Raw genomic sequence first — 24,707 nt, forward strand, 5'->3', positions numbered from 1 at the left:
GAAGATGATGCCCGGCCTATAGGCGGGAAGTCCCGGCGCTTTCAATCTCCCCGACCCTTCCCTAAGCCGCCCGGCGATGACCACGGCCCCGCATCCGTTCCGGATCGCCAACTTCCGCGCCTATTGGGCGTCGCGCCTCGCGGGCACGATCGCGACCGGCGCGATGGCGCTGATCGTCGGCTGGCAGGTCTACACCATCGCGCGCGCGACGATGGACGTGCGGGAGGCGGCCTTTCTGCTCGGCATGATCGGGCTGGCGCAGTTCGTTCCGCTGTTCCTCCTGACCCCGGTCGTCGGCCTCGTCGCGGACAGCGTCGACCGGCGCTGGATCGTGCGCGCGACGACGACGCTGCTGGTGCTGGTCGCGGGCGGGCTGGGCTTGCTGACCTGGACCGGCGCGCTCGGCTTGCCCGCCCTGTTCGCAGCGGCGGTGTTGATCGGGGTCGCCCGCGCCTTTTCGGGTCCGGCCTATTCCGCGCTCGCGCCCAATCTCATTCCGCGCGAAGTGCTGCCCACCGCCATCGCGGTTAGCTCGATCGCGTGGCAGGTCGGCTCGATCGCGGGACCGGGCGTCGGCGGGCTGCTGCTCGATATCAGCCCGGTCGCCGCCTACGCCGCGGCCGCCGCGCTGTTCGCGGTCGCGCTGGGCGGCGTCTTCCTGATCGGCCCCGTGCCCCAGCCGCCCGCGCAGAAGGACCACCGCCCGCTCGCGCGCATCGTCGAGGGATTCAGCTATGTTCGCCACAACCGGCTGGTGCTGGCGACGATCACGCTCGACCTGTTCGCGGTGCTGCTCGCCGGGGCGACCGCGCTCCTTCCCGTCTTCGCGCGCGACGTGCTCCATGTGGGCGAGGCGGAGCTCGGCTTTCTCGCCGCCAGCGCGGGCGTCGGGGCGGCCGCCATGGCGATCTGGTTCTCGTTCCGGCCGATGAAGCACGATGTCGGGCGCAAGATGCTGCTCGCGGTGATCGTGTTCGGCGTCGCGACCATCGTTTTCGGTCTGTCGCGCCAGCTCTGGCTGAGCATCGGCGCGCTGGTGGTCGCGGGCGCGGCCGACATGGTGTCGGTCTATATCCGCTCCTCGCTGATCCAGCTCCACACCCCCGACGCGATGCGCGGGCGGGTCAGCGCGGTGTCGCAGCTCACCATTTCCGCGTCCAACGAGCTCGGCGAAGCGGAGAGCGGGCTGCTCGCGGCGCTGCTCGGCCCGGTCGGGGCGGTCGTGTTGGGCGGGGTCGGCGCGATCGCGGTGACCTTGCTCTGGGCGCGGCTCTATCCCGAACTCAAGCTTGCAAAGAGCTTCGATCCCCCCGAGATCGTGCCCCGACCAGATGGAGTTGTTCAGACATGAAGGCCCAAACGATCCTCGACACCGTCGGGAACACGCCGCACATCCGCATGCAGCGGCTGTTTCCGGGCTCCGAAGTGTGGATCAAGTCCGAGCGGTCCAACCCCGGCGGATCGATCAAGGACCGCATCGCCATGGCGATGGTCGAAGCGGCGGAGGCGTCGGGCCAGCTCCAGCCCGGCGGCACGATCATCGAGCCGACCAGCGGCAATACCGGCGTCGGCCTAGCCATGGTCGCGGCGGTCAAGGGCTATAAGCTCGTGCTCGTCATGCCCGAATCCATGTCGCTGGAGCGGCGCCGGCTGATGCTCGCCTATGGCGCGACGTTCGACCTGACCCCGCGCGAAAAGGGCATGAAGGGCGCGATCGAACGCGCGCTGGAGCTGGTCGGCCAGACGCCGGGATCGTGGATGCCGCAACAGTTCGAGAACCCGGCCAATATCGACGTCCATGTCCGCACCACCGCGCAGGAGATCCTGAGCGATTTCGCCGACGCCCCGATCGACGTGCTCATCACCGGCGTGGGCACCGGTGGCCACATCACCGCCGTCGCCGAGACGCTGAAAAAGGTCTGGCCGCATCTGAAGGCGTTCGCGGTCGAGCCCGCCGCCTCGCCGGTGATCGGCGGCGGCCAGCCCGGCCCCCACCCGATCCAGGGCATCGGCGCGGGTTTCATCCCCGCGAACCTCCACACCGCCGCGCTCGACGGGGTGATCGAGGTCGATGCGGCCGTCGCCAAGGACATGGCCCGGCGGGCCGCGAGCGAGGAGGGGATGCTGGTCGGCATCAGCTCGGGCGCGACGCTGGCCGCGATCCTGCAGAAGCTGCCCGACCTGCCCGACAATGTCCGCGTGCTCGGTTTCAACTACGACACCGGCGAGCGTTACCTCTCCGTCCCGGACTTCCTGCCCGAGTGACGATCCCGAACGATAGCGGCTCGCCGGTCGAGGCGAGCCGCGCGCCCAGGCATTCCCTCCACTTGGTGCTCGCCGGGATCGCCGCGGTCGCGGTCGGCCTGCCCGCGCTGATCGTGGCCACCGCGCCACCGGTACGCCCGGCGACGGCCCGCCTCGCCCAGCGCCCGCAGCGCGTGGTGCCGGCGGCCGAGCTGCCGCCCGTCGAGCCGACCGCATTCGTCGCGATCGCGCGGGAGGACGCGCAGAGCTTCAACGCCACCGTGCCCTTCTCGACCGCACCCAATCCGGCGGCGCGGCCGTTCCGCTTCGGCGGCGGGCCAGACGATCTGGCGCGCGCCACCGACTGTCTCGCGGCGGGGGTGCTGTACGAAGCGGGCGACGACGCGATCGGCGAGCGCGCGGTGGCGCAGGTCGTGCTCAACCGCCTGCGCCATCCGGCCTTCCCGAAGACGGTCTGCGGCGTCGTGTTCCAGGGGCAGGAGCGCAGCACGGGCTGCCAGTTCACCTTCACCTGCGACGGCGCGCTCCGGCGCCAGCCTTCGGAGGGCGGATGGCGGCGCGCGCGCGCGATCGCGGCCGCGGCGCTGGCCGGGTCGGTGTACAAGCCGGTCGGCCACGCGACGCATTACCACACCGACTGGGTCGTGCCCTATTGGTCGTCCAGCCTCGACAAGATCACCAAGGTCGGCACGCATCTGTTCTTTCGCTGGACCGGCTGGTGGGGCACCCCGCCGGCCTTCAACCGCCGTCCCCAGCCGAACGAGCCGGTGGTGAGCAAGATCGCCTATCTGTCGCCCGTCCATGGCAGCGCATCGGGCGACGCGATGCCGCTCCTGCCGGAAGGCGCGATCACCAGCGCGGACGAGACCGCGATCATGGACGCGATCATCGCCGGCGGCGGGGCCGCGCCGGCGGGACCGCTGCCGGACCCGGAACTGACCCCCGACCGCGACAGCTTCCTCCTGACGCTGCCGGCCAATATCCCGCCCCAGCTCTGGCCCGCGCTCGCCAGCAAGACGTGCGGGGAACGCGCCTATTGCAAGGTGCTGGGCTGGACCGACGCAGCCCGCACCCCGGCGCGGCTGCCGCTCAACACGGCCCAGGTGGCGGGCATGAGCTTCAGCTATCTGCGCGACCGCCAGACGGGTGTCGAGCGCAGGTTGTGGAACTGCCGCGAGACGAAGCGGCCCGTGCCGGCGCAGTGCATGAAGATGCAGGCCTATATCCCGGCCGGGGAAGCACTTCCGCCACCCGCCGCGGCGGTCCCGGCGCGGGGTCCCGAGGCGCTGGGTGGCGTCCGCCGCAAGGCGTCGGAGTCGGCAGGCCAGCCGCCCTCGCCCGCCCCGAAAGCGAGCGAGGGCGCGCGGCCGATCACGCCGCCAGGAACATCTCCGGCGGCAACGCCATGATCGCGTCCGCCCCGCCCTCGATCTTGCGGCGGAGCGAGCCCGTCTCGGGCAGGATGCGCTCGGCGTAGAAGCGCGCGGTGACGAGCTTGGCGTCGAGGAACGCGGCCCCGAACTGACCGGATTCCTCGCCGGCCGCCTTCAGCCGCGCGGCGGCGGCGGCCATGCGCAGCCACATGTAACCGACCCCGACGATGCCCATCAGATGCATATAGGGCACCGCGCCCGCGCCGACATGGTTCGGGTTCTTCGTGCCGTTCGCCATGAACCACAGGCTCGCCGCCTGCAGGTCGCCCAGCGACTTCTCCAGCCGCGCGGCGATGTCGGCGGTGGCGGGGTCGGCCTTGCCCGCGGTGATCTCGTCGGCGACCATCTTGAGCATCGACTGCGCCGCGCGCCCGCCATTCTGCATCAGCTTGCGCCCGACCAGGTCCATCGCCTGGATGCCGTTGGTGCCTTCATAGATCATCGCGATCCGGGCATCGCGGACATATTGCTCCATGCCCCATTCGGCGACATAGCCATGGCCGCCATAGACCTGCTGCGCGTCGGTCGCGATCTGATAGCCCATGTCGGTGCCGTAACCCTTGATGACCGGGGTCAGTAGCCCGATCAAGTCGCCCGCCAGCTGCCGGTCCTCCTCGGTCACGCCGAGATGCTCCAGGTCGACCTGGAGCGCCCCCCACAGGCACAATGCGCGCAAGCCCTCGGTCAGCGCCTTCATCCCCATCAGCATCCGGCGCACGTCGGGGTGGACGAACAAGGTGTCGGCACCCTGGCCCGGCTCGGCCGCGCCGGTCAGCGCGCGCCCCTGGCGCCGGTCGCGGGCATAGGCGACCGCGTTCTGATACGCGGTCTCGGCGACGCCCAGCCCCTGAAGCCCGACGCCCAGCCGCGCCGCGTTCATCATGATGAACATCGCGGCCAGCCCCTTCATCTCCTCGCCGACCAGCCAGCCGGTCGCACCGTCATAGTTCATCAGGCAGGTCGAATTGCCGTGAATGCCCATCTTGTGCTCGATCGACCCGCACGACACCGCGTTGCGCGCGCCCAGCGATCCGTCCTGCTCGACGATGAACTTGGGCACCACGAACAGCGAAATGCCCTTGGAGCTGTCGGGGGCGCCCGGCGTCTTGGCCAGCACCAGGTGGATGATGTTCTCCGTCAGGTCGTGCTCGCCCGACGAGATGAAGATCTTGGTGCCCGTGATCGCGTAGGATCCGTCCGCGTTCGGCACCGCGCGGGTGCGGATCAGCCCCAGATCGGTCCCGCATTGTGGCTCCGTCAGGTTCATGGTGCCGCCCCATTCGCCCGAGACGAGCTTGGGCACGTACATCGCCTGCTGCTCGGGCGTGCCCTTGGCGATCAGCGCCGCGATCGCGCCATGCGTCAGGCCGGGATACATGGCGAAGGCCATGTTGGACGAGATCATATATTCCTGGAACGCGGTCGACACGACGTGCGGCATCCCCTGCCCGCCATATTTGGGCTGGTTGCCCAGGGTCGCCCAGCCGCTCTCGACGAACTGGCGATAGGCTTCCTTGAACCCGCTCGGGGTGGTCACGGATCCGTCGGCATGGCGGGTGCAGCCCTCGCGGTCGCCGACCTGGTTCAGCGGGAACAGCACCTCGGCGACGAAGCGGCCGCCCTCCTCCAGCACGGCGTCGACGACGTCGGGGGTCGCCGCCTCGAAACCGGGCAGGTTCGAATAGCGATCGAGCCCGACCACATGGTCGAGCACGAAGCGGGTGTCGCGGACGGGGGGCGTATAGGTCGGCATCGGTTCAATCCTTCGGAATGTCGGCTTCGATGGTGTCGAGAAAGTCGTTCAGCTCGCCGATCGCGGCGTCGATGTCGCGCTTCTGCGCCTCGAGCGCGGCGATGCGGTCGCGGCAGCGATCGGCAGTGACCGCGCGCTGGACGCGGCGGCCGTCGCCCAGGTCGTAGAGGTCGATCATCTCGCGGATCTCGCCCAGCGAGAAGCCGACGCGCTTGCCGCGCAGGATCCAGGCCAGCCGGGCGCGGTCGCGGTGCGAATAGATGCGCGTGGTGCCACGCCGCTCGGGCGCGATCAGCCCTTCGTCCTCGTAGAAGCGCAGCGCCCGCGGCGTGACCCCGAACTCGGCGCACAGGTCGGTGATCGAATAATGGTCGCGGTCCGAGCGCGGCTCGATTGCGGCATAGGCGGCGGACAGGGCGGCGGTCGACATCGCCGATCCAGATAGGTGCCCCTTACGTCAACGTCAACCTGCGCAGAGCAGTCGTCCCGATGGTGCGCGAAGCGTCGCGGCCTCGGCGGCCGAGCCGCTCACCCGCTCGACGGACAGCGCGGCCAGGCTGGCATTGCCGCGGCACGACCGTGCGCACGCGGCGTCGACCTCGGCGGGAAAGACGATGCGCTCGCCGTCGAACCGCGCGTCGATGCGGCAGGCGCCGAGATCGATGGCCAGCCGGTCGCCCGACCGCCGGACGGTGCCGGCGCCGACGCAGCCATTCCCCTCGCCATAGTCGATCACGACGCCGATCCGCTCCCGCCCGCCCCCGCCGGGCACGACGCACACCCGGTCGCTGTCGCGCGCCCAGGCGCCGACGATGGAGACGCGGGCGGGATCGGGCACCAGCCCGGCCGCGACCGCCGCCCGCTCCAGCTCCCCGCCCGCGCTGGCGGCGGCGGGCGGGCTGCCCCCGTCGCAGCCGCCGAGCAGCAACGTCAGCACCAGCGCGCGCTTCACGCCACCCGCGCCAGTCCGTCGCCCTCGATCCGGCGATAAAAGCAGCTCCGCACGCCCGTGTGACAGGCCGGACCGGTCGGCTCGACCATCAGCCACAGCGCGTCCTGGTCGCAGTCGACGCGCATCTCGCGCACCCTGAGCACGTTCCCCGACGTCTCGCCCTTGCGCCACAGCCGCCTCCGGCTGCGCGACCAGAACACCGCCTCCCCCGTCGCGCGGGTGGCGGCGAGCGCGTCGGCGTTCATATGCGCGACCATCAGCAGCTCGCCGGTCGCGCTGTCGGTGACCACCGCGGTGATCAGGCCCGCCGCGTCATAGCGCGGATCGAGGTCGAGGCCGGTCTCGCGAGGGTCAGCCATGCCGGGTCGATATCCTCATGCGACGAGCCGTTCCATAAACATCGGTTACAAACAGGCGACAAGCGGACCCGCCCCGCCTATATGCCCGCCATCCTCCGGGCAGGGCCATATGCTTACCACACATCCGTTCGATGATGACAAGCTGCACGAAGAGTGCGGGGTGTTCGGGGTTTCCGGCAGTCCCAGCGCCGCCGCGCTCGTGGCGCTCGGCCTCCATGCGCTCCAGCACCGGGGTCAGGAGGCGGTGGGGATCACCAGCTTCGACGGCCGTAATTTCCACACCCACCGGGCGATGGGTCATGTCGCGGGCAATTTCGACCGGGACGACGTGATCCGGTCGCTGACGGGCGAGGTCGCCACCGGCCATGTCCGCTATGCGACCACGGGGGACACGGCGCTCCGCAATGTCCAGCCGCTTTATGCCGAACTCCAGAGCGGCGGCTTCGCGATCGCGCATAACGGCAATCTGTCCAACGCCACGCGGCTGCGTCGCGAGCTCGTCCGACGCGGCGCGATCTTCCAGTCGACCAGCGACACCGAGGTCATCATCCACCTGGTCGCGACCTCCAGCTACCGCACCCTGCTCGACCGCTTCATCGACGCGCTCAAGCAGGTGGAAGGCGCCTATTCGCTCGTGGTGATGACGCCCGAGGGCATGATCGCCTGCCGCGACCCGCTCGGCATCCGTCCGCTCGTCATGGGGCGACTCGACGACGCGGTCATCTTCGCGTCGGAGACGGTCGCCCTCGACGTGTGCGGCGCGACCTTCGAACGCGCGATCGAGCCGGGCGAGCTCGTCATCGTGCAAGGGTCCGAGGTCCGCTCGATCCGCCCCTTCGCGCCCATGGCGCCGCGGCCGTGCATCTTCGAGTGGGTGTATTTCTCCCGCCCCGATTCGATCGTCGACGACCAGTCGATCTACACCGTCCGCAAGGAGATCGGCGCGCAGCTCGCCGCCGAATCGGGCGTCGATGCCGACCTCGTCATTCCCGTCCCCGATTCGGGCGTGCCCGCCGCGATCGGTTACGCCCAGGCGTCGGGCATCCCGTTCGAATTGGGCATCATCCGCTCGCACTATGTCGGGCGCACCTTCATCCAGCCGAGCGACAAGGTCCGACACCTTGGCGTCAAGCTCAAGCACAACGCCAACCGCGCGCTGATCAAGGGCAAGCGGGTGATCCTGGTCGACGATTCGATCGTGCGCGGCACGACCAGCCTCAAGATCGTGCAGATGATGCGCGAGGCGGGCGCGGCGGAGGTGCATATGCGCATCGCCTCGCCCCCGACCGCCCATTCCTGCTTCTACGGGGTCGACACGCCCGAGCGGGCGGGCCTGCTCGCCGCCAAGCACGACGTGTGCGGGATGACCGACTTCATCCATGCCGACAGCCTGGCCTTCGTGTCGATCGACGGGCTGTACAAGGCGCTGGGCGAGGCGCGGCGCGCGGAGGTCCGGCCCAAATATTGCGACGCCTGCTTCACCGGCGATTATCCGACGACGCTGACCGACTATGACGAGACCGCCGAGGTCGACCAGTTCGCGATGCTCGCCGAGCGGGTGAACTGAGGTGGCCGGAATGCTCGACGGCAAGCTCGCGCTCGTCACCGGGGCGAGCCGGGGCATCGGCGCGGCGACCGCGACGGCGCTAGGCGCGCTCGGTGCCCATGTGGTGCTGACCGCCCGCACGGCGGCGGGGCTGGAGAAAGTGGAGCAGGGCATCTTCGACGCGGGGGGATCGGCGACGATCGCGCCCCTCGACCTTACCCAGACCGACGCGATCGCCCGGCTGGCGGCGGCGGTGGGCGAGCGCTGGCAGGCGCTCGACGTGATGGTGCTCAACGCCGCGACGCTCGGCTCGCTGACGCCCGTGCCGTCGATTGATCCCAAGGAACTGGCCCAGCTGCTGACGCTCAACGTCAGCGCGCAGGTGGCGCTCCTGACCGCGTTCGACCCGATGCTGCGGCGATCGGCCGGCGCGCGGGTGATCGGGGTCACATCCTCCGTCGCGCGTTCCCCTCGCGCCTATTGGGGGGCGTATGGCGCGTCGAAGGCCGCGTTCGAGAATATCGTGCTCGCCTATGGCGACGAACTGGCAGAAATCGGGCCGGTACGCACCATGATCCTCGACCCCGGCGCCACCCGGACCAAGATGCGCGAGCGCGCCTTTCCGGGCGAGGATCCCTTGTCCGTGAAGGAGCCGGCCGTCGTCGCCGCGCGTATCGCGGAGCTGGCGGTGTCGGGGTTCGGGCAGGGACACCGCGAGCGCATCGATCCCTGATCGGCGTCACCGGACCAGCGTTACCTGGGCGACGTCGATCCCGCCGCCGCGAAAGCCGCCCTCGCAATAATGGAGATAATAACGCCAGAGCCGGCGGAAGCGCTCGTCACAACGCGGCGGCAGCTCGGCCGCGTCGAACGCCTCGCGCCAGCGGCGGAGCGTTTCGGCATAGTCGAGCCCGAAGGCGCGGTGATCGGTCCAGCGAAGCCCGCGCGCCTCGGCCAGCGCGCGGAAGCGGCTGTCGGACAGGAGCATTCCGCCCGGAAAGACGTAGCGCTGGATGAAATCGACGCTGTCGGCATAGGCCGGGAACACGTCGTCCGCGATCGAGATATACTGGATCGCCGCCCGCCCGCCGGGCTTCAGCACGCGGGCGATCGTGTCGAGATAGGCGGGCCAATATTCCTGCCCAACCGCCTCGACCATCTCGATACTGGCGACCGCGTCATAGCTGCCCGCGACGTCGCGATAATCGGTCAGCGCCACCGTCACGCCCGGCAGCGCGCGGGCGTCGACATGGGCCTTCTGCTCGGTCGACAGCGTCAGCGCGTGTACGACCCTGCCCTGCCCGCTCGCCAGTTCGGCGAAGGAGCCCCAGCCGCACCCGATCTCGAGGATGCGGTCGCCCGGCGCCGTCGCCGTCCGGTCGAGGATCGCCTGGAGCTTGCGCCGCTGCGCCCGCTCCAGCGGCTCGCCCGGCGCCTCGAACATCGCGCTGGAATAGGTCTTGGTCGGGTCGAGCCAGAGCCGATAGAAGTCGTTGCCCAGGTCGTAATGCGCGGCGATGTTGCGCCGCGCATTGGCGGGGCTGTTCGCGCGACGCCGATGCCACCGGCGCAAGGCCCGCCGCACCGGTCCTTCGGCGCGGGCCGCGGAGCCCAGCGCGACGCGGTTGCGCATGAACAGGTCGAACAGCGGCACCGGGTCGGGGCTCGACCAGTCGCCCGCCGCCCAGCCCTCGTACCAGCCGACCGACCCGCGCAGCGCCAGCCGGACCAGCGCGCGCCAGCGGCGGAGATGCACGATCGGCACCGGTCCGTCGGCGCGGCCGCCGAGCAGCCGCCGTGTGCCGTCGGGCAGCGTCGCGTTGATCCCGCCCGCCTCCAGCCCGGCGTCGATCCGGTCGAGCAGGCGGTGGAACGGCCCGGCGAATATCCGTGACCGGAGCGGGACGCGCTCCGGCGTGAAACCGGCGTTCACCGGGTCAGATGGCGTGGGGTTGCTTGTCGACCATCCAGGTCTGGCCCTGGCTGAGCAGCTTCTGGAGGTTGGCGGCCTTGCCCTCGCTCGCCTGCGCGTTCTGGCGGACGACCGCCGATTCGAAGGTCGGAGCGGGGTCGTCGAGCAACACGCCCAGCGCCATCGGGAACGGCCCGAAGGGCATTTCGACCAACATATGCGCCAGGCTGCGATTGGACTGGTCGTGGACCAGTACCCCCGCCGCTTCCCAGCCGTCGGGGCCGATGTCGACGACCTTCAGCTTGAGCGCGTCGACGTCCAGCGCCAGCCCCTTCCGCCCGCCGTCGAACAGCAGCGGCTCGCCGTGCGCGACCCACATCTGCGCGGCGGCGGCGTTGGGCTTTTCGGTGAAGGGCGCGAACACGTCGTCATTATAGACGATGCAGTTCTGGAAAATCTCGACGAACGCCGCGCCCTGGTGGGCATAGGCGGCCTTGAGCACCGCCACCAGGTTCTTGTGGACGTCGATCCCCCGCGCGACGAACCGCGCGCCCGACCCCAGCGCGAAGGCGCAAGGGTTCGCCGGCGTGTCGACCGAGCCGAGCGGCGTCGAGGGCGTGCGCGTCCCGACGCGCGACGTGGGGGAATATTGGCCCTTGGTCAGCCCGTATATCTCGTTGTTGAACAGCAGCACCTGGCAGTTCAGGTTACGCCGGAGCAGGTGCATCGTGTGGTTGCCGCCGATCGACAACGCGTCGCCGTCGCCGGTGATGATCCATACGTCCAGGTCCGGATTGGCGAGCTTGACCCCCGTCGCCACCGCCGGCGCGCGGCCGTGGATGGTGTGGAAGCCATAGGTCTCCATGTAATAAGGAAAGCGCGACGAGCAGCCGATGCCCGACACGAACACCGTATTTTCCGGCCGCGCGCCGATCTCCGGCATGGTCCGCTGCACGGCTTTCAGCACGGCATAGTCGCCGCAGCCCGGGCACCAGCGCACCTCCTGGTCGGTCTCCCAGTCCTTGGGCTTGGTGATGAAAGGGGTCATGTCGTTCATCGAACGGGTCCTGATTTCAAGCGGACTGCGGCGAAAAGGCGCCGCGCAGATGGCCGTCGTCATGGCCGGAAACGGGCTCGGGCAGCTGGGTCCGATCCGCGCGGACCTCGCCGCCCGCATCGCCGCCGAGCGCGCGGTCGATCGCTTCCTCGATCTCGGAAATGCGGAAGGGTTGGCCCGATACCTTGTTGAGCGGCCTGGCGTCGACGAGGAACTGGTCGCGCAGCAGCGTCTTGAGCTGGCCGGTGTTCATCTCGGGCACGACGATCCGGTCGTAGCCGCGCAGCAGCGGACCCAGATTGGCAGGCATCGGGTGGATATGGCGGATGTGGATATGCGCCACGTCGAGCCCGCGGCGCCGCGCGCGGCGGACCGCCTGGTGGATCGGGCCGAAGGTCGATCCCCAGCCGACGATGGCGAGCCTGCCCGACGCCTCGCCCAGCTCGACCCGCTGGTCGGGGACGGCGATGTTATCGATCTTGTCCTTGCGGATGTCGGTCATCGCCTGGTGGTTGGCGGGCGAATAGTCGATATTGCCCGTCCCTTGCGCCTTTTCGATACCGCCGATGCGGTGCAGCAGGCCGGGGGTGCCGGGTTTGGCCCAAGGCCGCTTGCCGTTCTCATCGCGACCATAGGGCTGAAACTTCCACAGGCTCGGGTCCGGTGCCGCCAGCCTGTCCACCATGGCCTCCTGCTCGTCGTAGAATTGCACGGGGAAAGGCGCATAGCCGCTCATGTCGGGCACCTTCCACGGCTCGGCGGCATTGGCGATGTAACCGTCGGTCAGGATCATGACGGGGGTCATGTAGGTGACGGCGATCCGCACCGCCTCGATCGCGACCTCGAAACAGTCCGACGGCGAGCGCGACGCGATGACGGGCATGGGCGCGTCGCCGTTGCGACCATAGACGGCCTGGTAGAGATCGGACTGCTCGGTCTTGGTCGGCAGCCCGGTCGACGGCCCGCCGCGCTGCGAATTGACGATGACGAGCGGCAGCTCGGTCATGATCGCCAGCCCCATCGCCTCGCCCTTCAGCGCGATGCCGGGGCCCGAGGAGGAGGTGACGCCCAGCTGCCCCGCATAGGAGGCGCCGATGGCGCTCGCGATGGCGGCGATCTCGTCCTCCGCCTGGAAGGTCGTGACCCCGAACTCCTTCAGCCGCGCCAGATAGTGGAGGATCGCCGAGGCCGGGGTGATCGGATAGCCGCCGAAGAACATCGGCAACTCGGCCAGCTGCGCCCCCGAGACCAGCCCCATGCTGATCGCCTCCGCGCCCGTGACGGTGCGGTAAAGGCCGGGCTCGACCGGCGCGGCGGCGATGGCGTGCTGCTTCATCGGCCCGGCCAGCTCGGCGGTCTCGCCATAGGCGTGGCCGGCGTTGAGCGCGGCGATGTTCGCCTCCGCGAGCAGCGGCATCTTGGCGAACTTGGTCTTGAGCCAGTCGACGATCGGCTGGCGGTCGCGATCGAACATCCAGAGCGCCAGCCCCAGCGTCCACATGTTCTTGCAGCGCAGCGCCTCCTTGTTGCCCAGCCCGAACGGCTTCACCGCGTCGAGGGTCAGCTGCGAGATGTTGAACGACATGAGCTGCCAGCGCGCCAGGCTGCCGTCGGTCAGCGGGTTGGCGTCGTATTTGGCCTTGGCGAGGTTGCGCTCGGTGAACTCGCCTTCGTCGGCGATGATGAGCCCGCCCGCCTTTAGCGCGTCGACATTCACCTTCAGTCCCGCCGGGTTCATCGCGATCAGCACGTCGGGCTGGTCGCCCGCCGTCTCGATGTCGGTCGATCCGAAATTGATCTGGAAAGCCGACACCCCGAACAACGTCCCCTGCGGCGCGCGGATCTCGGCGGGGAAGTCGGGAAAGGTCGCCAGGTCGTTGCCCGCCAGGGCGGTCGACAGGGTGAACTGGCCGCCCGTCAGCTGCATCCCGTCGCCCGAATCCCCGGCGAAGCGGACCACCACCGACTCCAGGGCGGGATGCGCGGACGCCTCGGCTGGCGTCGTCTGGTGGATGGCGGTGGCCATTGGGCGTTCCTGTACGATGTCGATTGCTGGGTCGATTGCGGGCTCTCTATGCCCAGAGTCCCCGGTTCGCCAATGTAGAATGAGCGGCGGGGGCGGCAAGCTCCCCTACCCCGACAACGCCTCGCCCAAGGTCAGGATCGCGTCGACATGGCGCCGGGCGATGGCGAGCGCGTCGTCGCCATAGCCGCCGCCGACCGTGCTCGCCAGTGACAGCCCCCGCGCGCGGACGAGGCGCGCGACGAGGCGTTCGCGGGCGCGCAACCCGTCGCGGGTCAGCGCCAGCCGGCCGAGGCGGTCGCCGGCATAGGGGTCCACGCCCGCCTGGTAGAGAATGAGGTCGGGTTCATGCGCGTCCAGAAACGGGGCGAGCGTGGCCTCCAGCACGGTCAGATACTCGTCGTCGCCGGTCCCGTCGGCAAGCGGGACGTCGAGCGTCGAGCGCGCCTTGCGGACGGGGAAGTTCTTCTCCGCATGGATCGAATAGGTCGCGATCCCCGGCCGACCGGCGAGCAGGGCGGCGGTGCCGTCGCCCTGGTGCACGTCGACATCGACGATCGCGATGCGGGCGACCGCGCCCTCGTCGACCAGCCGGACCGCCGCGATCGCCAGGTCGTTGAACACGCAATAGCCCGCACCCGTGTCGTGGAGCGCGTGATGGCTGCCACCGGCCGTGTTGGCCGCGAACCCATGGTCCAACGCCAGCCGCGCCGCGAGCCAGGTGCCGCCGGGCACGACCGCCGCCCGCGCCGCCACCTCCGGCGTGACCGGGAAGCCGATGCGACGCGCCTTGGCGGCGGGGACGCGCGCCTCCAGCACCTCGGCGACATAATCGGGATCGTGCACCGCCTCCAGCGCCGCCGGCGGGGTCGGATCGGGCCGATGCCACGCGATCCGCTCGCCCTCAGCGCGGAGCAGGTCGCGGATCAGCCCGTTCTTGTTCCAGCGATAGGCCGAGCGCGCGGGACCCGGTGCGACATAGGCGGGGTGATGGACGACGTGGATCACTCGGGGCTAGGTAGGCGCGACACGCGATGGACGGGAGAGGCGAATGACCGATACGATGCCCAAGGCGGAGCCCTATGTACGGCCCGACGTGCGCGGCTTCCTCGATTATCTGAACGCGCTGCCCGGCCCCAGGACGCATCAGATGGACGCGGCCGGCGCGCGGGCTGTCTACCGCGCGATGAAGGACATCGCCGACCCGCCCGTTGGCGAGCTGGGCGCGGTGATCGACCTGGTCATTCCCGGCCCCGCGGGAAACATCCCCGCCCGCCTGTTCGACGTACGCGCCACGCGCGAGCCTGGGCCGGCGGTGGTGTTCTTCCATGGCGGCGGCTTCGTCATCGGCGATCTCGACACCCATGCGAGCTTCTGCGCGGAGATGTCGCGGACTCTGGGGCTCCCGGTCGTGTCGGTCGATTACCGGCTCGCCCCCGAACATCCCTGGCCCGCCGCGCCCGACGATTGCGAGGCGGCGGCGCGCTGGGTGGCGGAAAGCCCGGCGGAACTGGGGCGCAAGGTGACGGGCCTGGTGCTGTCGGGCGACTCGGCGGGCGGAACGCTGACGATCACCACCGCCATGGCGCTGCGCGACCGGCCCGCCGCGGTGCCGGTGATCGTCCAGGCGCCGATCTACCCGGCCGCCGACATGGCGAGCGAGCATCCCTCGTTCGACGAGTTCGCCGAAGGATATCTGCTGACGCGCGACACGATGAACTGGTTCGCCGACGCCTATGCCGCCGACCTGACGCACATGGCGGGCAACCCGACGGCGGGATCGCTGGCCGGCCTGCCGCCCGCCGTCGTCATCACCGCCAGCCTGGACCCGATCCGCGACCAGGGCCGCGCCTATGCCGCCGCGCTGATCCGCGCGGGCGTGCCCGTCGTCTACCGCGAGGCGGTGGGCAACATTCACGGGTTCGTGACGCTCCGGAAAGCGGTGCCGTCGAGCGTCGGCGATGTCGCGGGTTATCTGTCGGCGGTGCGGGCGATGATCAACGAGGTCCAGGGCCAGCAGGTCATGGCGCAGGCGGCCGCCGGGTGAGCGATCCGGCTTCCCTTCCCTACCGCCCCTGCGCGGGGGTAATGCTCGTCGACGCGGCCGGCCGCGTCTTCGTCGGCCAGCGGATCGATACCGTGCTGGAGGCATGGCAGATGCCCCAGGGCGGGATCGATCCGGGCGAGGACGCCCAGGCCGCGGCCCTCCGCGAGCTGGAGGAGGAGACCGGCATCCGCCCCGAGCATGTCGCGCTGGTCGCCCGCGCGTCGCGCGAGCTGTTCTACGACCTGCCGCCCGAGATGATCGGCAAGGTGTGGAAGGGCAAGTGGCGCGGGCAACGCCAATGGTGGTTCCTGTTCCGCTTCACCGGCCGGGACGCCGATGTGCGGCTCGACACCGCGCATCCCGAGTTCCGCGCCTGGCGCTGGGCCGACCCGGCCGAGCTGCCCGCGGTCGCGGTTCCGTTCAAGCGGGCGCTGTACGAGGACGTTCTGGCGATGTTTCGGCCCCATCTGCCGCACGGCTAGTTTCGCCGGCCCGGCGTCTGCCCTAGCCGGAAGCGATGCGATCGATCCTGTTAATCGCGGCCGCGTCGATGCTGATCGGGAATGTCGACCTGCCCGACGCGGTTCGACGGATGCTCGACGCGGCCTATGCCTCGGGCAACGAAGGCGAGGTCGCGACTCTGGTGAAATATGCGCGCGCCGCGGCGCCCGATGCGGCGGACGCGATCGCCAGCGAGGCGGACGCCTGGCGCGCGAAGCGGCGCGAGGCGCAGCAGGCCGCGCTCGCCGACGCCTCCATCATCGAACTGTGGAAGGGCCGCGCCGAGCTGGGCGGCTTCGTCTCCAGCGGGAATAGCGACGTGACCGGGCTGGCGGCGATCGTCGACGTCACGCGCGAAGGCGTGCGCTGGCGCAACAAGGTGCGAGTCCAGGCCGATTATCAGGAGTCGGACGGTCGGGTTTCGCGCGAACGCTATCTCTTCGCCTTCGAACCCAATTACAAGATCGACGACCGCGCCTATCTCTACGGTGCGGCCCAGGCGGAAAGCGACCCTTTCCTGGGTTATGACAGCCGCTTCTCGGCATCGGCGGGCGGGGGGTACGGCGCGATCCGATCCCCCGCGGTGACGCTCGACCTGGAGCTGGGCCCCGCCTTCCGCCAGACCGACTTCACCGACGATCGGAGCGAAACCAGTCTGGCGGCACGCGGCCGGATGGACCTGGGGTGGAAGCTGACGCCCGCCATCACGCTGCGCCAGGACGCGTCCGCCTATCTGCAGCAGATGAACAGCACGGTCGCCAGCACCACCGCGCTCAACGCCCGGCTGTTCGGGCCGTTGTCGGCGCAGCTATCCTATGCCGTGCAATATGAGAGCATGCCGACCGAGGGCCGCCGCTCGACCGACACGACCAGCCGGGCGTCGCTGGTGTACAGCTTCTAGCGCTCCGCGACCGGCGCGGCTAAGCCCCGGCCATGGGGGAGCTGACGAACATCGAGCGGGACGCGGTCGCGCGGATCGACGCCGTCGCGATGCTGGACCAAGTGACGGACTGGAGCGCGGTCAACAGCGGAACGGGCAATTCGGCGGGTCTCGCGCGGATGGCGGCGCTGCTCGGCGACGCCTTTTCCGTGTTCCCCGGCGACCTGTCGCTCGTGGAACCCGCCCCGGCGGAGCGCGTCGAGGCGGACGGGCGCGTCGTCCCGGTCGCGCATGGGCGCCATCTGCGGCTGTCGGTCCGGCCCGAGGCGTCGACGCGGATGCTGTTCACCGGGCATATGGACACGGTCTACCCGGCCGATCACCCGTTCCAGCGGGTCGTCGACCGGGGTGACGGCACGATCCACGGGCCCGGCACCGCCGACATGAAGGGCGGGCTGGCGGTCATGCTCGCCGCCCTGCGCGCGGTCGAGGCGAGCCCGCCCGCCGCGCGGATCGGTTATGACGTCATGATCAACTCAGACGAGGAGACCGGCTCGCTCTCGTCGGCACCGCTCATCGCGGCGCTGGCGCGCGGCAAGGTCGCCGCGCTGACCTACGAGCCCGCGCTGCCCGACGGCACGCTGGCCGGCGCGCGCGGGGGCACCGGCAATTTCTCGATCGTCGTCGAAGGTCGCGCGGCCCATGCCGGGCGCAACCCGGAGGAGGGCCGCAACGCCCTGGTCGCCGCCGCTGACCTGACGCTCAGACTGGCGGCGGCCCGGTCGGTCGGGCTGACGGTCAACCCCGCGCGGATCGACGGCGGCGGGCCCAACAACGTCGTCCCGGACCGCGCGGTGCTGCGCGTCAACTTCCGCCCGGCCGACGCCGAAGCGATCGCCCGTGCGCGCGGGGCGATCGACGATGCGGCCGACGCGGTCGCGCGGGCGCACGACGTCGCCGTCCGGATCCATGGCGGCTTCAACCGCCCGCCCAAGCCGGTCGACGCGGGCGCGGAAGCGCTGTTCGCGCTGGTCGGCGAAGCGGGCGCGGCGCTCGGCCTGACCATCGCGCGCCGCGCGACGGGCGGGGTGTGCGACGGCAACAACATCGCCGCCGCCGGCGTGCCCGTGGTCGACACGATGGGCGTGCGCGGCGGCGCGATCCATTCGCCCGACGAGTTCATGATCGTCGACAGCCTCGCCGAACGCGCCGCGCTGTCGGCGGTGACGGTGCTGCGCATCGCCGATCGGGGCCGCCTGTGACGCACGTCATCCGCCCCGCCCGGCCCGGCGACCTGAAGCATCTGTACGAAATGGCGAAGCTGACCGGCGGCGGCTTCACGAATTTGCCCCCCGACCGCGACGCGCTCCAGGCCAAGCTCGACCGCAGCGAGGAGGCGTTCACGCGCACCGACGACGCCTTTGCCGAGGAGCTGTTCGTGCTGGTGCTGGAGAATGTCGACACGGGCGAGGTGCGCGGCACCTGCCAGCTCTTCACCCATGTCGGGCAGAAACACCCATTTTACAGCTATCGCCTGGGCACGCTGACCCAGCATAGCCGCGAGCTGGCGCGCACCTTCCGCGCCGAGATGCTGACGCTGACCACCGACCTGGAGGGTGCGAGCGAGGTGGGCGGGCTGTTCCTGCATCCCGGCGAGCGCGCGGGCGGGCTGGGGATGCTGCTGGCGCGAAGCCGCTACCTGTTCATCCGCATGCACCGCGCGCGCTTCGCCGACCGCATCCTCGCCGAATTGCGCGGGGTGATCGACGAGGCGGGCGGATCGCCCTTCTGGGACGGATTGGCCGGGCGCTTCTTCGGGATGAATTTCCAGGACGCCGACCAGTTCAACGCGACCAACGGCCACCAGTTCATCGCCGACCTGATGCCCAAGCACCCCATCTACACCGCCATGCTGACCGACGGCGCGCGCGCCGCGATCGGCCTGCCCCATCCCAGCGGCCGGGCCGCGATGCGGATGCTGGAGCGCGAGGGATTCCGCTACGCCAATTACGTCGACATCTTCGACGGCGGGCCGACCATGACCGCGATGACCGACCAGGTGCGGTCGATCCGCGACGCGCGTGAACAACGGGTGGCGGCGATCGACGAGGATGGCGGCGACGAGGCACTGGTCGCGACGGGCAACATGCAAGGGTTTCGCTGCACCGTCGGGCTCGTGCGCGAGGCGGGGGACGGGATCGTCCTGGCCCGCGATACTGCTCGCGCGCTACGCGTCGCGGAGGATGCGCGCGTCTGGCATGTCGGCCGGTGGTGATGCTGCGCGAGATAAATTTCGACGGCATCGTCGGGCCGAGCCACAATTATGCCGGGCTCAGCCCCGGCAATCTGGCGGCGACGCGCAGCGCGGGCGCGGTCTCGCGCCCACGCGCGGCGGCGTTGCAGGGGATCGCCAAGATGCGCGCCAATCTGCGGCTCGGGCTGCTCCAGGGCGTGCTGCTGCCGCACCCCCGCCCGGACCGGCGCTGGCTGGACAAGCTGTCGGTCGGCTATGAGCAGGCGCCGCCGCACCTGCGCGCCCAGGCGTTGTCCGCGTCGGCGATGTGGGCGGCGAACGCGGCCACGGTCTCACCAGCGCCTGACACCGCGGACGGGCGATGCCATCTGACCGTCGCCAACCTGCTGACCATGCCGCACCGCAGCCACGAATGGCCCGAAACGCTGGCCCAGCTGCGCCTGGCCTTCGCCCACCCCGCCTTCGCGGTGCACCCGCCCGTCCCCGCCCCCTTCGGCGACGAGGGCGCGGCGAACCACCTGCGCCTCGCCGCGGCGTATGACGCGCCCGGCGTCGAGCTGTTCGTCTATGGCGAGCGGGGCGGTCCCTTTCCCGCGCGCCAGCACCGCGACGCGTCCGAGGCGGTCGCGCGCGCCCACCGGCTCGATCCCGCGCGCACGCTGTTCGTCCGGCAGTCGCAGGCGGCGATCGCGGCGGGCGCGTTCCACAACGACGTGGTCGCGGTCGCCAACGGTTCGGTGCTGTTCGCGCATGAACAGGCATTCGAGCAGCGCGACGAGGTTCATGCCGACCTTCGCCGCCTGATGCCCGAGGCCGCGGTCGTCGAAGTGCCCGCGGACCGCGTCAGCCTGGCCGACGCGGTGTCGAGCTACCTGTTCAACGCGCAGCTCGTGACGGTCCCGGACGGCACGATGACACTGATCGTCCCAGGCGAGACGCGCGACCACCAGCGGGTCTGGGCGTGGTTGACCGGGATGCTCGCCGGCGACGGCCCGATCCGCCGCGTCGAGGTGGTCGATGTCCGCGAATCGATGGCCAATGGCGGTGGCCCCGCCTGCCTGCGCCTGCGCGTCGTCGCCGATCCCGCCACCATCGACCCGCGCTTCCTGGTCGACGAGGCGAGGCTCGACCGGATCGCCGACGTGGTCGCGACCCACTGGCCCGAGGCGATCGAAGCGGACGCGATCGGCGACCCCGATCTGCTCGCCCGCATCGAAGGCGCGCACGCCGCGCTTCTGCACGGGCTCGATCTTGTCGAGTTAACTGACAAGTAACCATGTCGCGCCGGGCGGAAACGGCGGAAATCCACGACTGGCCCGGTGCTTGCTCCGTGACGGGCATGTTCACCCGATTTGCCCGCCTGTTCGTCATCAAGACCAAGTTCGAGGCGTTCCTCGTCCTCTACGGCCTCGCGACCGGCGCGACCGAGCGGGGCGTCCATTATCTCCAGCAATATCCGGGCACCGGCGGCTGGCTGCTGTTCGCGGCCTGTCCGCTGGCGGTGTTCATGGCGGGCGCGCGCATCCTCGATTCGATCGAGCGCGAACGGGCTCAGGGCTAGCGAGCGGCGTTCGCGCGACCTAGACCGGGTCGATGACCGATGCCGAGCTCGCCCGATCGATCGCCCGGGAGGCCGGGGACCTGCTCCTGCGGATACGCGCGGCCGGCGGGTCGTCGGGGACGGCGCTCGGCGACGAGGGCGACGCGCAGGCGAACGCGCTGATCCTGCGCCGCCTCGCCGCCGCGCGGCCGGCCGACGCCATATTGTCGGAGGAGTCGCTCGACGACCGGGCGCGCTGCGCGACCTCGCGGGTGTGGATCGTCGACCCGCTCGACGGCACGCGCGAATATCGCGAGGGGCGCGACGACTGGGCCGTCCATGTCGCGCTGGCGGTCGATGGAGCACCCGCGATCGGCGCCGTCGCGCTACCGGCGCTCGGCCGCGTGCTGACCAGCGACGCGCCGACCGTCCCCGCCCCGCTCCCGCCCCGGCCGCGCATGGTCGTCAGCCGATCGCGCCCGCCCGCGATCGCCACGGCGGTGGCGCAGGCGCTGGGTGCGGAGACGATCGCGATGGGATCGGCGGGCGCCAAGGCGATGGCGGTCGTCGAGGGTCGGGCGGACATCTACCTCCATGACGGCGGCCAGTATGAATGGGACAATTGCGCGCCCGCCGCCGTCGCGCTGGCGTACGGGCTCCACGCCAGCCGGATCGACGGATCGCCGCTCGTCTACAACCGCCCCGACCCGCGCCTGCCCGATCTGCTCATCTGCCATCCCGATATCGCCACGCGGGTGCTGGACCTGATCCGCGCGCCCGGCTGATCAGATGGGCAATTGCTCCGACAGATAGGGATCGACCGGCGGCGCGTCGGGGACCGACAGTCGCGGCGCCGGACGCGCGGCGGCGCGCTTCAGCCATTCGGGGCCGCCGGGACGTCCCCGTATCGCCTTGTCGGTGCGCGTCTGGACCAGGCCGTAGATCGGATTGTCGCGGTAGCCTGGGGACGAATCCCCCCACGCCCAGGCGAGGTTGCCATAGGTCGACGGGTCGCGCCCATCGAGGCTCAGCCGGTCGTTCAAGTAGCAGGCGGTCGCCCAGCCCGTGCGCGGATCGGGCGTCATCGCGATCAACCGCTTGGCCCAGTACATGCGCAGGTTGTTGTGCATCCAGCCGTCGATCAGATATTGCTTCTGGCAGGCGTTCCACGTCTCGTCGGCGGTCTTGCCGTGGAGCAGCGCGGACAGACTCTCCAGCTCGGGCCGCGGGTCGTCGGCATGGGCGGCGAGCTGCCCCTGCGCATAGCGCGGGACGCGCGCATAGCTTTCGGGCACGCGCATGGTGCGCGCCTTGTAGTGGAACCATTCGCGCCAGGTGAGCAGTTCGTCCGCGAACTTGTCACGCTGCTCTTGGGGGATTTCGGCGGCCTGGATCGCCGCCATCACCTCGCGCGGGCCGCAGACGCCGAAATGGAGATAAGGCGACAAGGTGCTCGCCCCCTCGGGCCGGCTGGCATTGCCGCGCGCCTCGGCATAGGCGGGCAGCACCTCCTCGGTCAGGCGGCGCAGGCGCACCAGCACCTCGTGGCGCGACCCCGGCAGCATCGCGCTGGGCGGCAATGCATGGTCGATGGCGAGCGACGCCACCAGCGCGTCGAGCTCCGCGTCGGACAGGCCGCCCAGCCGGTCGGGCTCATAGGCGAGCGGGCCGTCATAGGGCGGCAGCTCGGGCTCCTCCTCGCGCCAGGCATACCAGTCGCCGCGCGCTTTTTCGTGGCGACGGCGAAAGGCGGAGGTGGTGCCCACCCCCTGATCGAGCGCGGCCGGGGGCACCAGGCAGGCGGCATTGACCGCGATCACCGCCGCATCCGTCTTGGCCGCGACGCGCTCCGCCTGCCACTGCGCGACGAAGGCGGGCTGGTCCTCCAAGACCACCGCCCCCGCGTCGGCCGCAAGCCGGTAGACCAGCCCCTTCTCCCGCTTCGCGGCCCGGTCGACATACTGCACGCAGGCGAGCCCGCGCTGCGCGCACCCGGTCGCCAAGTCGCGGCTCGCGCCGAGGACGAAGCGGTGGAGCCGGTCGGAGGCGAAGGGGTAATCCTCGCGCAGCCCGTGATAGACGAGCACGGGCAGGCCCAGCGCGTTGCCGAGCCGGATCGCCGCGTCGATCACCGGATTGTCGCGCGCGCGCAGCGCCTGCTGCAGCCAGCACAGCACGTACCGACCACCGGGCCGGAGCGGCGCGTCGTTGAGCCCGCGGACACGTGGGGACTCGGCCCAATGGGCGAGAACGGGATGAAGGTCAGGCATGTCCGGTCGAACGCGGCGGGGTGCGAATATGTCCCGGCATCCGCAGGTCGTCGAGCGAGAGCCAGCGCGCCATCTCGGCCAGTTCGGCGGTCAGCTCGTCCAGGGTCTCGGGCGGCGCAGCCGGTTCGAGATGGACGGCGTGGACCAGCAGCCGCGACGCCGCGCGGTCCGCCTTGACGTCGACCCGCGCCACCAGCCGCTCGCCGAGCAGGAAGGGCAGCACGTAATAGCCGTGCACGCGCCTGGCGGCGGGGGTATAGATCTCGATGCGGTAGCGGAAACCGAACAGCCGCTCCGTCCGGTCGCGCTCCCAGATCAGCGGGTCGAAGGGGGCGAGGAGCGCGCGGCCCCCGATCCGGCGCGGCCGGCGCGCGTCGCGGTGCAGATAGGCGACGGGCCAGCCCGGTATCGCGACCGGGCGAAGTATCTCCCGCTCGACCAGCGCCGTGATCGCGGCTGCGCCGTCGACTGGGGACAGACGGAAATAGTCGCGCAACTCGCCCGCCGTGGCGACGCCGAGCGCACGGGCGGCGTGATCGACCAGCGCCATCTGCGCGTCCCGCTCGTCGGGGGTCGACTGGGCCAGGATCGCCGGCGGGATCACGCGTTCGGTCAGGTCGTAGACGCGCTCGAACCCCCGCCTTCGCGTCAGGGTCGTGATGTGCCCGGCATAGAAAAGCCATTCGAGCGCGCGCTTGGCGTCGCTCCACGCCCACCAGCCCGTGCGGCCGCCCTCGATGTCCGACGCAGCCAGCGGGCCGTCGGCGCGGATGCGGTCGAGCAGCGCCATCGCCGCGCCCCGGCGCTCGGTCGCGAACAGGCGCATCGATCCATAGCCCGCCTCGCCACGGTCGGCGCGCGCCATGCGCCAGCGGAGCAGCGGGTGCATGGACAGGGGCAGCAGCGACGCCTCGTGCGCCCAATATTCGAATAACCGGCGCTCGCGACGCGGCCCCCAGGCCGCCCGGTCGAGCAGCGTTCGATCATAAGGGCCCAGCCGCGAGAAGGCGGGCAGATAATGGGCACGCGCGACGACGTTGACGCTGTCGATCTGGTGCAGCCCGAGCCGTGCGACGGTGCGGCGCAGATGCCCGGCATCGACCACCGCCGGCCTCGCCGGGCCGAACCCCTGCGCGGCGAGAACCACGCGCCGCGCGGCCGCCAAGGTCAGCGATTCTGGTCGGGAAGAACTCACGTCCGCCCTGTTGGCGGCCCCTCAGGACGGCCGCAAGGCGGAACGGAGAAAAATGGTGCGCCCGGAACGATTCGAACGTCCGGCCCTCAGATTCGTAGTCTGATGCTCTATCCAGCTGAGCTACGGGCGCATCCGAAGCGCGTCGTTAGACGGGGTCGCGGGCTCTTGCAAGGCTGTTGTGCGGATATCGTGCGCGCCATAGACGATGGGACGATGACCCGTAGCCTCCTCGCCTCGCTGTTCCTGATCCTGGCTTGCGGCGGGTGCGCGCGCGACGACGGACCCTATCCGTCGCTGGCCCCGCGCGCGATCGAGAAGCTCGGTTTCGACGAGCCCGACGCGCCGGCGCCCGTTCCGCTGGTCGCCGATCCCGAACTCGACGTGGAGGTCGCCGCGGCGGGCGCGCGGCTCGACAAGGCGTCGGGCGATTTCACGCGCGCTTTGATCGGGGTGGAGGCGGCGGCCCGGCGCGCGCGGGGCGCGGCTGCCGGGTCCGAGAATTGGATCGCCGCGCAGATCGCGCTCGCCGGGCTCGACGGGCTGCGCGCGGAAGTGTCGGAGGTGCTTTCGAACCTGGACGATCTCGCGGTCGCGCGCGCCGCCACGCTCGCCCCGGACTATCCCGCGTTGGAGGCGACCCGCGCGCGCCTTCGTGCCGAGCTGGAGCGGCAGGAATCCGCGATCGGGCGGATCGGATCGGGTCTGGCGCCCGCCTGATCC

General features: G+C 70.4%; 24 protein-coding genes and 1 tRNA gene. 14 read left to right on the plus strand and 11 right to left on the minus strand.

From position 1 onward, the window contains the following. The first annotated feature begins 76 nt into the window (after positions 1-76). From VF592_RS13870 to VF592_RS13880, 3 genes are read left to right on the plus strand one after another with little or no spacing between them, the layout of a single operon-like run. Positions 77-1,351, plus strand: coding sequence for an MFS transporter (locus VF592_RS13870; RefSeq protein WP_331006211.1), 1,275 nt, complete (start codon positions 77-79; stop codon positions 1,349-1,351). Then, positions 1,348-2,265, plus strand: coding sequence for a cysteine synthase A (cysK, locus tag VF592_RS13875; RefSeq protein WP_331006212.1), 918 nt, complete (start codon positions 1,348-1,350; stop codon positions 2,263-2,265). Before VF592_RS13870 ends, cysK begins: the two co-directional genes overlap by 4 nt. Beyond that, entirely contained in the window at positions 2,262-3,674 is a 1,413-nt protein-coding gene (locus VF592_RS13880) for a cell wall hydrolase (protein WP_331006213.1), read from the plus strand. Before cysK ends, VF592_RS13880 begins: the two co-directional genes overlap by 4 nt. Here the strand turns inward: VF592_RS13880 and VF592_RS13885 are convergent. Genes VF592_RS13885 through hisI form a run of 4 tightly spaced genes read right to left on the minus strand, consistent with a single transcriptional unit; the run spans position 3,637 to position 6,762 of the window. Continuing rightward, positions 3,637-5,451: an acyl-CoA dehydrogenase C-terminal domain-containing protein gene (locus VF592_RS13885; protein WP_331006214.1), complete on the minus strand. Its 1,815-nt coding sequence runs from the start codon at positions 5,449-5,451 to the stop codon at positions 3,637-3,639. The two genes, VF592_RS13880 and VF592_RS13885, sit on opposite strands and share 38 nt — an antisense overlap. 4 nt (positions 5,452-5,455) lie before the next feature. Then, a complete protein-coding gene (locus VF592_RS13890) occupies positions 5,456-5,881 on the minus strand; it encodes a MerR family DNA-binding transcriptional regulator (RefSeq protein ID WP_331006215.1) in 426 nt (141 codons plus the stop codon). Between the two features lie 33 nt (positions 5,882-5,914). After that, complete coding sequence (locus VF592_RS13895; protein WP_331006216.1) at positions 5,915-6,403, minus strand: hypothetical protein; 489 nt, start codon at positions 6,401-6,403, stop codon at positions 5,915-5,917. Further along, positions 6,400-6,762 carry a phosphoribosyl-AMP cyclohydrolase gene (hisI, locus tag VF592_RS13900; RefSeq protein WP_331006217.1) on the minus strand — a complete coding sequence of 121 codons (363 nt, stop codon included), beginning with the start codon at positions 6,760-6,762 and terminating at the stop codon, positions 6,400-6,402. The genes VF592_RS13895 and hisI overlap by 4 nt, the downstream gene beginning before the upstream one ends. A 109-nt stretch (positions 6,763-6,871) precedes the next feature. On the opposite strand from hisI, the gene purF reads away from it, so the two are divergent. Both purF and VF592_RS13910 read left to right on the plus strand, forming a co-directional pair. After that, positions 6,872-8,329, plus strand: a complete 1,458-nt coding sequence (gene purF / locus VF592_RS13905; protein ID WP_331006218.1) for an amidophosphoribosyltransferase — start codon at positions 6,872-6,874, stop codon at positions 8,327-8,329. Between the two features lie 10 nt (positions 8,330-8,339). Next, the gene (locus VF592_RS13910; protein WP_331006219.1) at positions 8,340-9,041 is read left to right on the plus strand and encodes an SDR family NAD(P)-dependent oxidoreductase; all 702 of its coding nucleotides are present in this window, start codon (positions 8,340-8,342) and stop codon (positions 9,039-9,041) included. Positions 9,042-9,047: 6 nt separating this feature from the next. Here VF592_RS13910 and VF592_RS13915 read toward each other — a convergent pair whose 3' ends face one another. From VF592_RS13915 to VF592_RS13930, 4 genes are all read right to left on the minus strand, one after another. Continuing rightward, entirely contained in the window at positions 9,048-10,241 is a 1,194-nt protein-coding gene (locus tag VF592_RS13915) for a cyclopropane-fatty-acyl-phospholipid synthase family protein (RefSeq protein ID WP_331006220.1), read from the minus strand. A gap of 4 nt (positions 10,242-10,245) precedes the next feature. Continuing rightward, complete coding sequence (locus VF592_RS13920; protein ID WP_331006221.1) at positions 10,246-11,277, minus strand: 2-oxoacid:ferredoxin oxidoreductase subunit beta; 1,032 nt, start codon at positions 11,275-11,277, stop codon at positions 10,246-10,248. Positions 11,278-11,293: 16 nt separating this feature from the next. Next, positions 11,294-13,303 carry a 2-oxoacid:acceptor oxidoreductase subunit alpha gene (locus VF592_RS13925; protein ID WP_331006222.1) on the minus strand — a complete coding sequence of 670 codons (2,010 nt, stop codon included), beginning with the start codon at positions 13,301-13,303 and terminating at the stop codon, positions 11,294-11,296. A gap of 105 nt (positions 13,304-13,408) precedes the next feature. Continuing rightward, positions 13,409-14,308 (minus strand): histone deacetylase, encoded by a 900-nt coding sequence (locus VF592_RS13930; RefSeq protein WP_331006223.1) that lies wholly within the window; start codon positions 14,306-14,308, stop codon positions 13,409-13,411. Positions 14,309-14,351: 43 nt separating this feature from the next. Here VF592_RS13930 and VF592_RS13935 point away from each other — a divergent pair, with 43 nt between their 5' ends. The 8 genes from VF592_RS13935 to VF592_RS13970 all read left to right on the plus strand — a co-directional run bounded on the left by VF592_RS13935 (position 14,352) and on the right by VF592_RS13970 (position 21,307). Beyond that, entirely contained in the window at positions 14,352-15,347 is a 996-nt protein-coding gene (locus VF592_RS13935) for an alpha/beta hydrolase (RefSeq protein WP_331006224.1), read from the plus strand. Further along, entirely contained in the window at positions 15,344-15,829 is a 486-nt protein-coding gene (locus tag VF592_RS13940; RefSeq protein ID WP_331006225.1) for an RNA pyrophosphohydrolase, read from the plus strand. The genes VF592_RS13935 and VF592_RS13940 overlap by 4 nt, the downstream gene beginning before the upstream one ends. A 35-nt stretch (positions 15,830-15,864) precedes the next feature. Further along, positions 15,865-16,749 carry a DUF481 domain-containing protein gene (locus VF592_RS13945; protein WP_331006226.1) on the plus strand — a complete coding sequence of 295 codons (885 nt, stop codon included), beginning with the start codon at positions 15,865-15,867 and terminating at the stop codon, positions 16,747-16,749. A 32-nt stretch (positions 16,750-16,781) separates the two neighbouring features. Then, positions 16,782-17,990: a hydrolase gene (locus VF592_RS13950; RefSeq protein WP_331006227.1), complete on the plus strand. Its 1,209-nt coding sequence runs from the start codon at positions 16,782-16,784 to the stop codon at positions 17,988-17,990. Beyond that, the gene (locus tag VF592_RS13955) at positions 17,987-19,003 is read left to right on the plus strand and encodes an arginine N-succinyltransferase (protein WP_331006228.1); all 1,017 of its coding nucleotides are present in this window, start codon (positions 17,987-17,989) and stop codon (positions 19,001-19,003) included. Before VF592_RS13950 ends, VF592_RS13955 begins: the two co-directional genes overlap by 4 nt. After that, positions 19,003-20,256: an N-succinylarginine dihydrolase gene (locus VF592_RS13960; RefSeq protein WP_331006229.1), complete on the plus strand. Its 1,254-nt coding sequence runs from the start codon at positions 19,003-19,005 to the stop codon at positions 20,254-20,256. The genes VF592_RS13955 and VF592_RS13960 overlap by 1 nt, the downstream gene beginning before the upstream one ends. A 65-nt stretch (positions 20,257-20,321) precedes the next feature. Continuing rightward, positions 20,322-20,543: a hypothetical protein gene (locus VF592_RS13965; RefSeq protein ID WP_331006230.1), complete on the plus strand. Its 222-nt coding sequence runs from the start codon at positions 20,322-20,324 to the stop codon at positions 20,541-20,543. Between the two features lie 32 nt (positions 20,544-20,575). Continuing rightward, on the plus strand, positions 20,576-21,307 hold the full coding sequence (locus tag VF592_RS13970) for a 3'(2'),5'-bisphosphate nucleotidase CysQ (RefSeq protein ID WP_331006231.1): 732 nt from the start codon (positions 20,576-20,578) through the stop codon (positions 21,305-21,307). Here VF592_RS13970 and VF592_RS13975 read toward each other — a convergent pair whose 3' ends face one another. The 3 genes from VF592_RS13975 to VF592_RS13985 all read right to left on the minus strand — a co-directional run bounded on the left by VF592_RS13975 (position 21,308) and on the right by VF592_RS13985 (position 24,117). Continuing rightward, the gene (locus tag VF592_RS13975; protein ID WP_331006232.1) at positions 21,308-22,792 is read right to left on the minus strand and encodes a deoxyribodipyrimidine photo-lyase; all 1,485 of its coding nucleotides are present in this window, start codon (positions 22,790-22,792) and stop codon (positions 21,308-21,310) included. Next, positions 22,785-23,987 carry a winged helix-turn-helix domain-containing protein gene (locus VF592_RS13980; RefSeq protein ID WP_331006233.1) on the minus strand — a complete coding sequence of 401 codons (1,203 nt, stop codon included), beginning with the start codon at positions 23,985-23,987 and terminating at the stop codon, positions 22,785-22,787. The genes VF592_RS13975 and VF592_RS13980 overlap by 8 nt, the downstream gene beginning before the upstream one ends. 53 nt (positions 23,988-24,040) lie before the next feature. After that, positions 24,041-24,117: transfer RNA gene (locus VF592_RS13985), tRNA-Arg, on the minus strand. Positions 24,118-24,200: 83 nt separating this feature from the next. Here VF592_RS13985 and VF592_RS13990 point away from each other — a divergent pair. Then, positions 24,201-24,704 (plus strand): hypothetical protein, encoded by a 504-nt coding sequence (locus VF592_RS13990; RefSeq protein WP_331006234.1) that lies wholly within the window; start codon positions 24,201-24,203, stop codon positions 24,702-24,704. Positions 24,705-24,707: the final 3 nt, after the last annotated feature.

The organism is Sphingomonas sp., assembly GCF_036388435.1.
Lineage (GTDB): Bacteria > Pseudomonadota > Alphaproteobacteria > Sphingomonadales > Sphingomonadaceae > Sphingomonas.

Coding starts and splice junctions, on each gene's coding strand:
- VF592_RS13870 (WP_331006211.1), top strand. CDS start 77: ATGACCACGGCCCCGCATCCGTTCCGGATCGCCAACTTCCGCGCCTAT.
- cysK (WP_331006212.1), top strand. CDS start 1,348: ATGAAGGCCCAAACGATCCTCGACACCGTCGGGAACACGCCGCACATC.
- VF592_RS13885 (WP_331006214.1), bottom strand. CDS start 5,451: ATGCCGACCTATACGCCCCCCGTCCGCGACACCCGCTTCGTGCTCGAC.
- VF592_RS13890 (WP_331006215.1), bottom strand. CDS start 5,881: ATGTCGACCGCCGCCCTGTCCGCCGCCTATGCCGCAATCGAGCCGCGC.
- hisI (WP_331006217.1), bottom strand. CDS start 6,762: ATGGCTGACCCTCGCGAGACCGGCCTCGACCTCGATCCGCGCTATGAC.
- purF (WP_331006218.1), top strand. CDS start 6,872: ATGCTTACCACACATCCGTTCGATGATGACAAGCTGCACGAAGAGTGC.
- VF592_RS13910 (WP_331006219.1), top strand. CDS start 8,340: ATGCTCGACGGCAAGCTCGCGCTCGTCACCGGGGCGAGCCGGGGCATC.
- VF592_RS13920 (WP_331006221.1), bottom strand. CDS start 11,277: ATGAACGACATGACCCCTTTCATCACCAAGCCCAAGGACTGGGAGACC.
- VF592_RS13925 (WP_331006222.1), bottom strand. CDS start 13,303: ATGGCCACCGCCATCCACCAGACGACGCCAGCCGAGGCGTCCGCGCAT.
- VF592_RS13935 (WP_331006224.1), top strand. CDS start 14,352: ATGACCGATACGATGCCCAAGGCGGAGCCCTATGTACGGCCCGACGTG.
- VF592_RS13945 (WP_331006226.1), top strand. CDS start 15,865: ATGCGATCGATCCTGTTAATCGCGGCCGCGTCGATGCTGATCGGGAAT.
- VF592_RS13950 (WP_331006227.1), top strand. CDS start 16,782: ATGGGGGAGCTGACGAACATCGAGCGGGACGCGGTCGCGCGGATCGAC.
- VF592_RS13960 (WP_331006229.1), top strand. CDS start 19,003: ATGCTGCGCGAGATAAATTTCGACGGCATCGTCGGGCCGAGCCACAAT.
- VF592_RS13965 (WP_331006230.1), top strand. CDS start 20,322: ATGTTCACCCGATTTGCCCGCCTGTTCGTCATCAAGACCAAGTTCGAG.
- VF592_RS13970 (WP_331006231.1), top strand. CDS start 20,576: ATGACCGATGCCGAGCTCGCCCGATCGATCGCCCGGGAGGCCGGGGAC.
- VF592_RS13975 (WP_331006232.1), bottom strand. CDS start 22,792: ATGCCTGACCTTCATCCCGTTCTCGCCCATTGGGCCGAGTCCCCACGT.
- VF592_RS13990 (WP_331006234.1), top strand. CDS start 24,201: ATGACCCGTAGCCTCCTCGCCTCGCTGTTCCTGATCCTGGCTTGCGGC.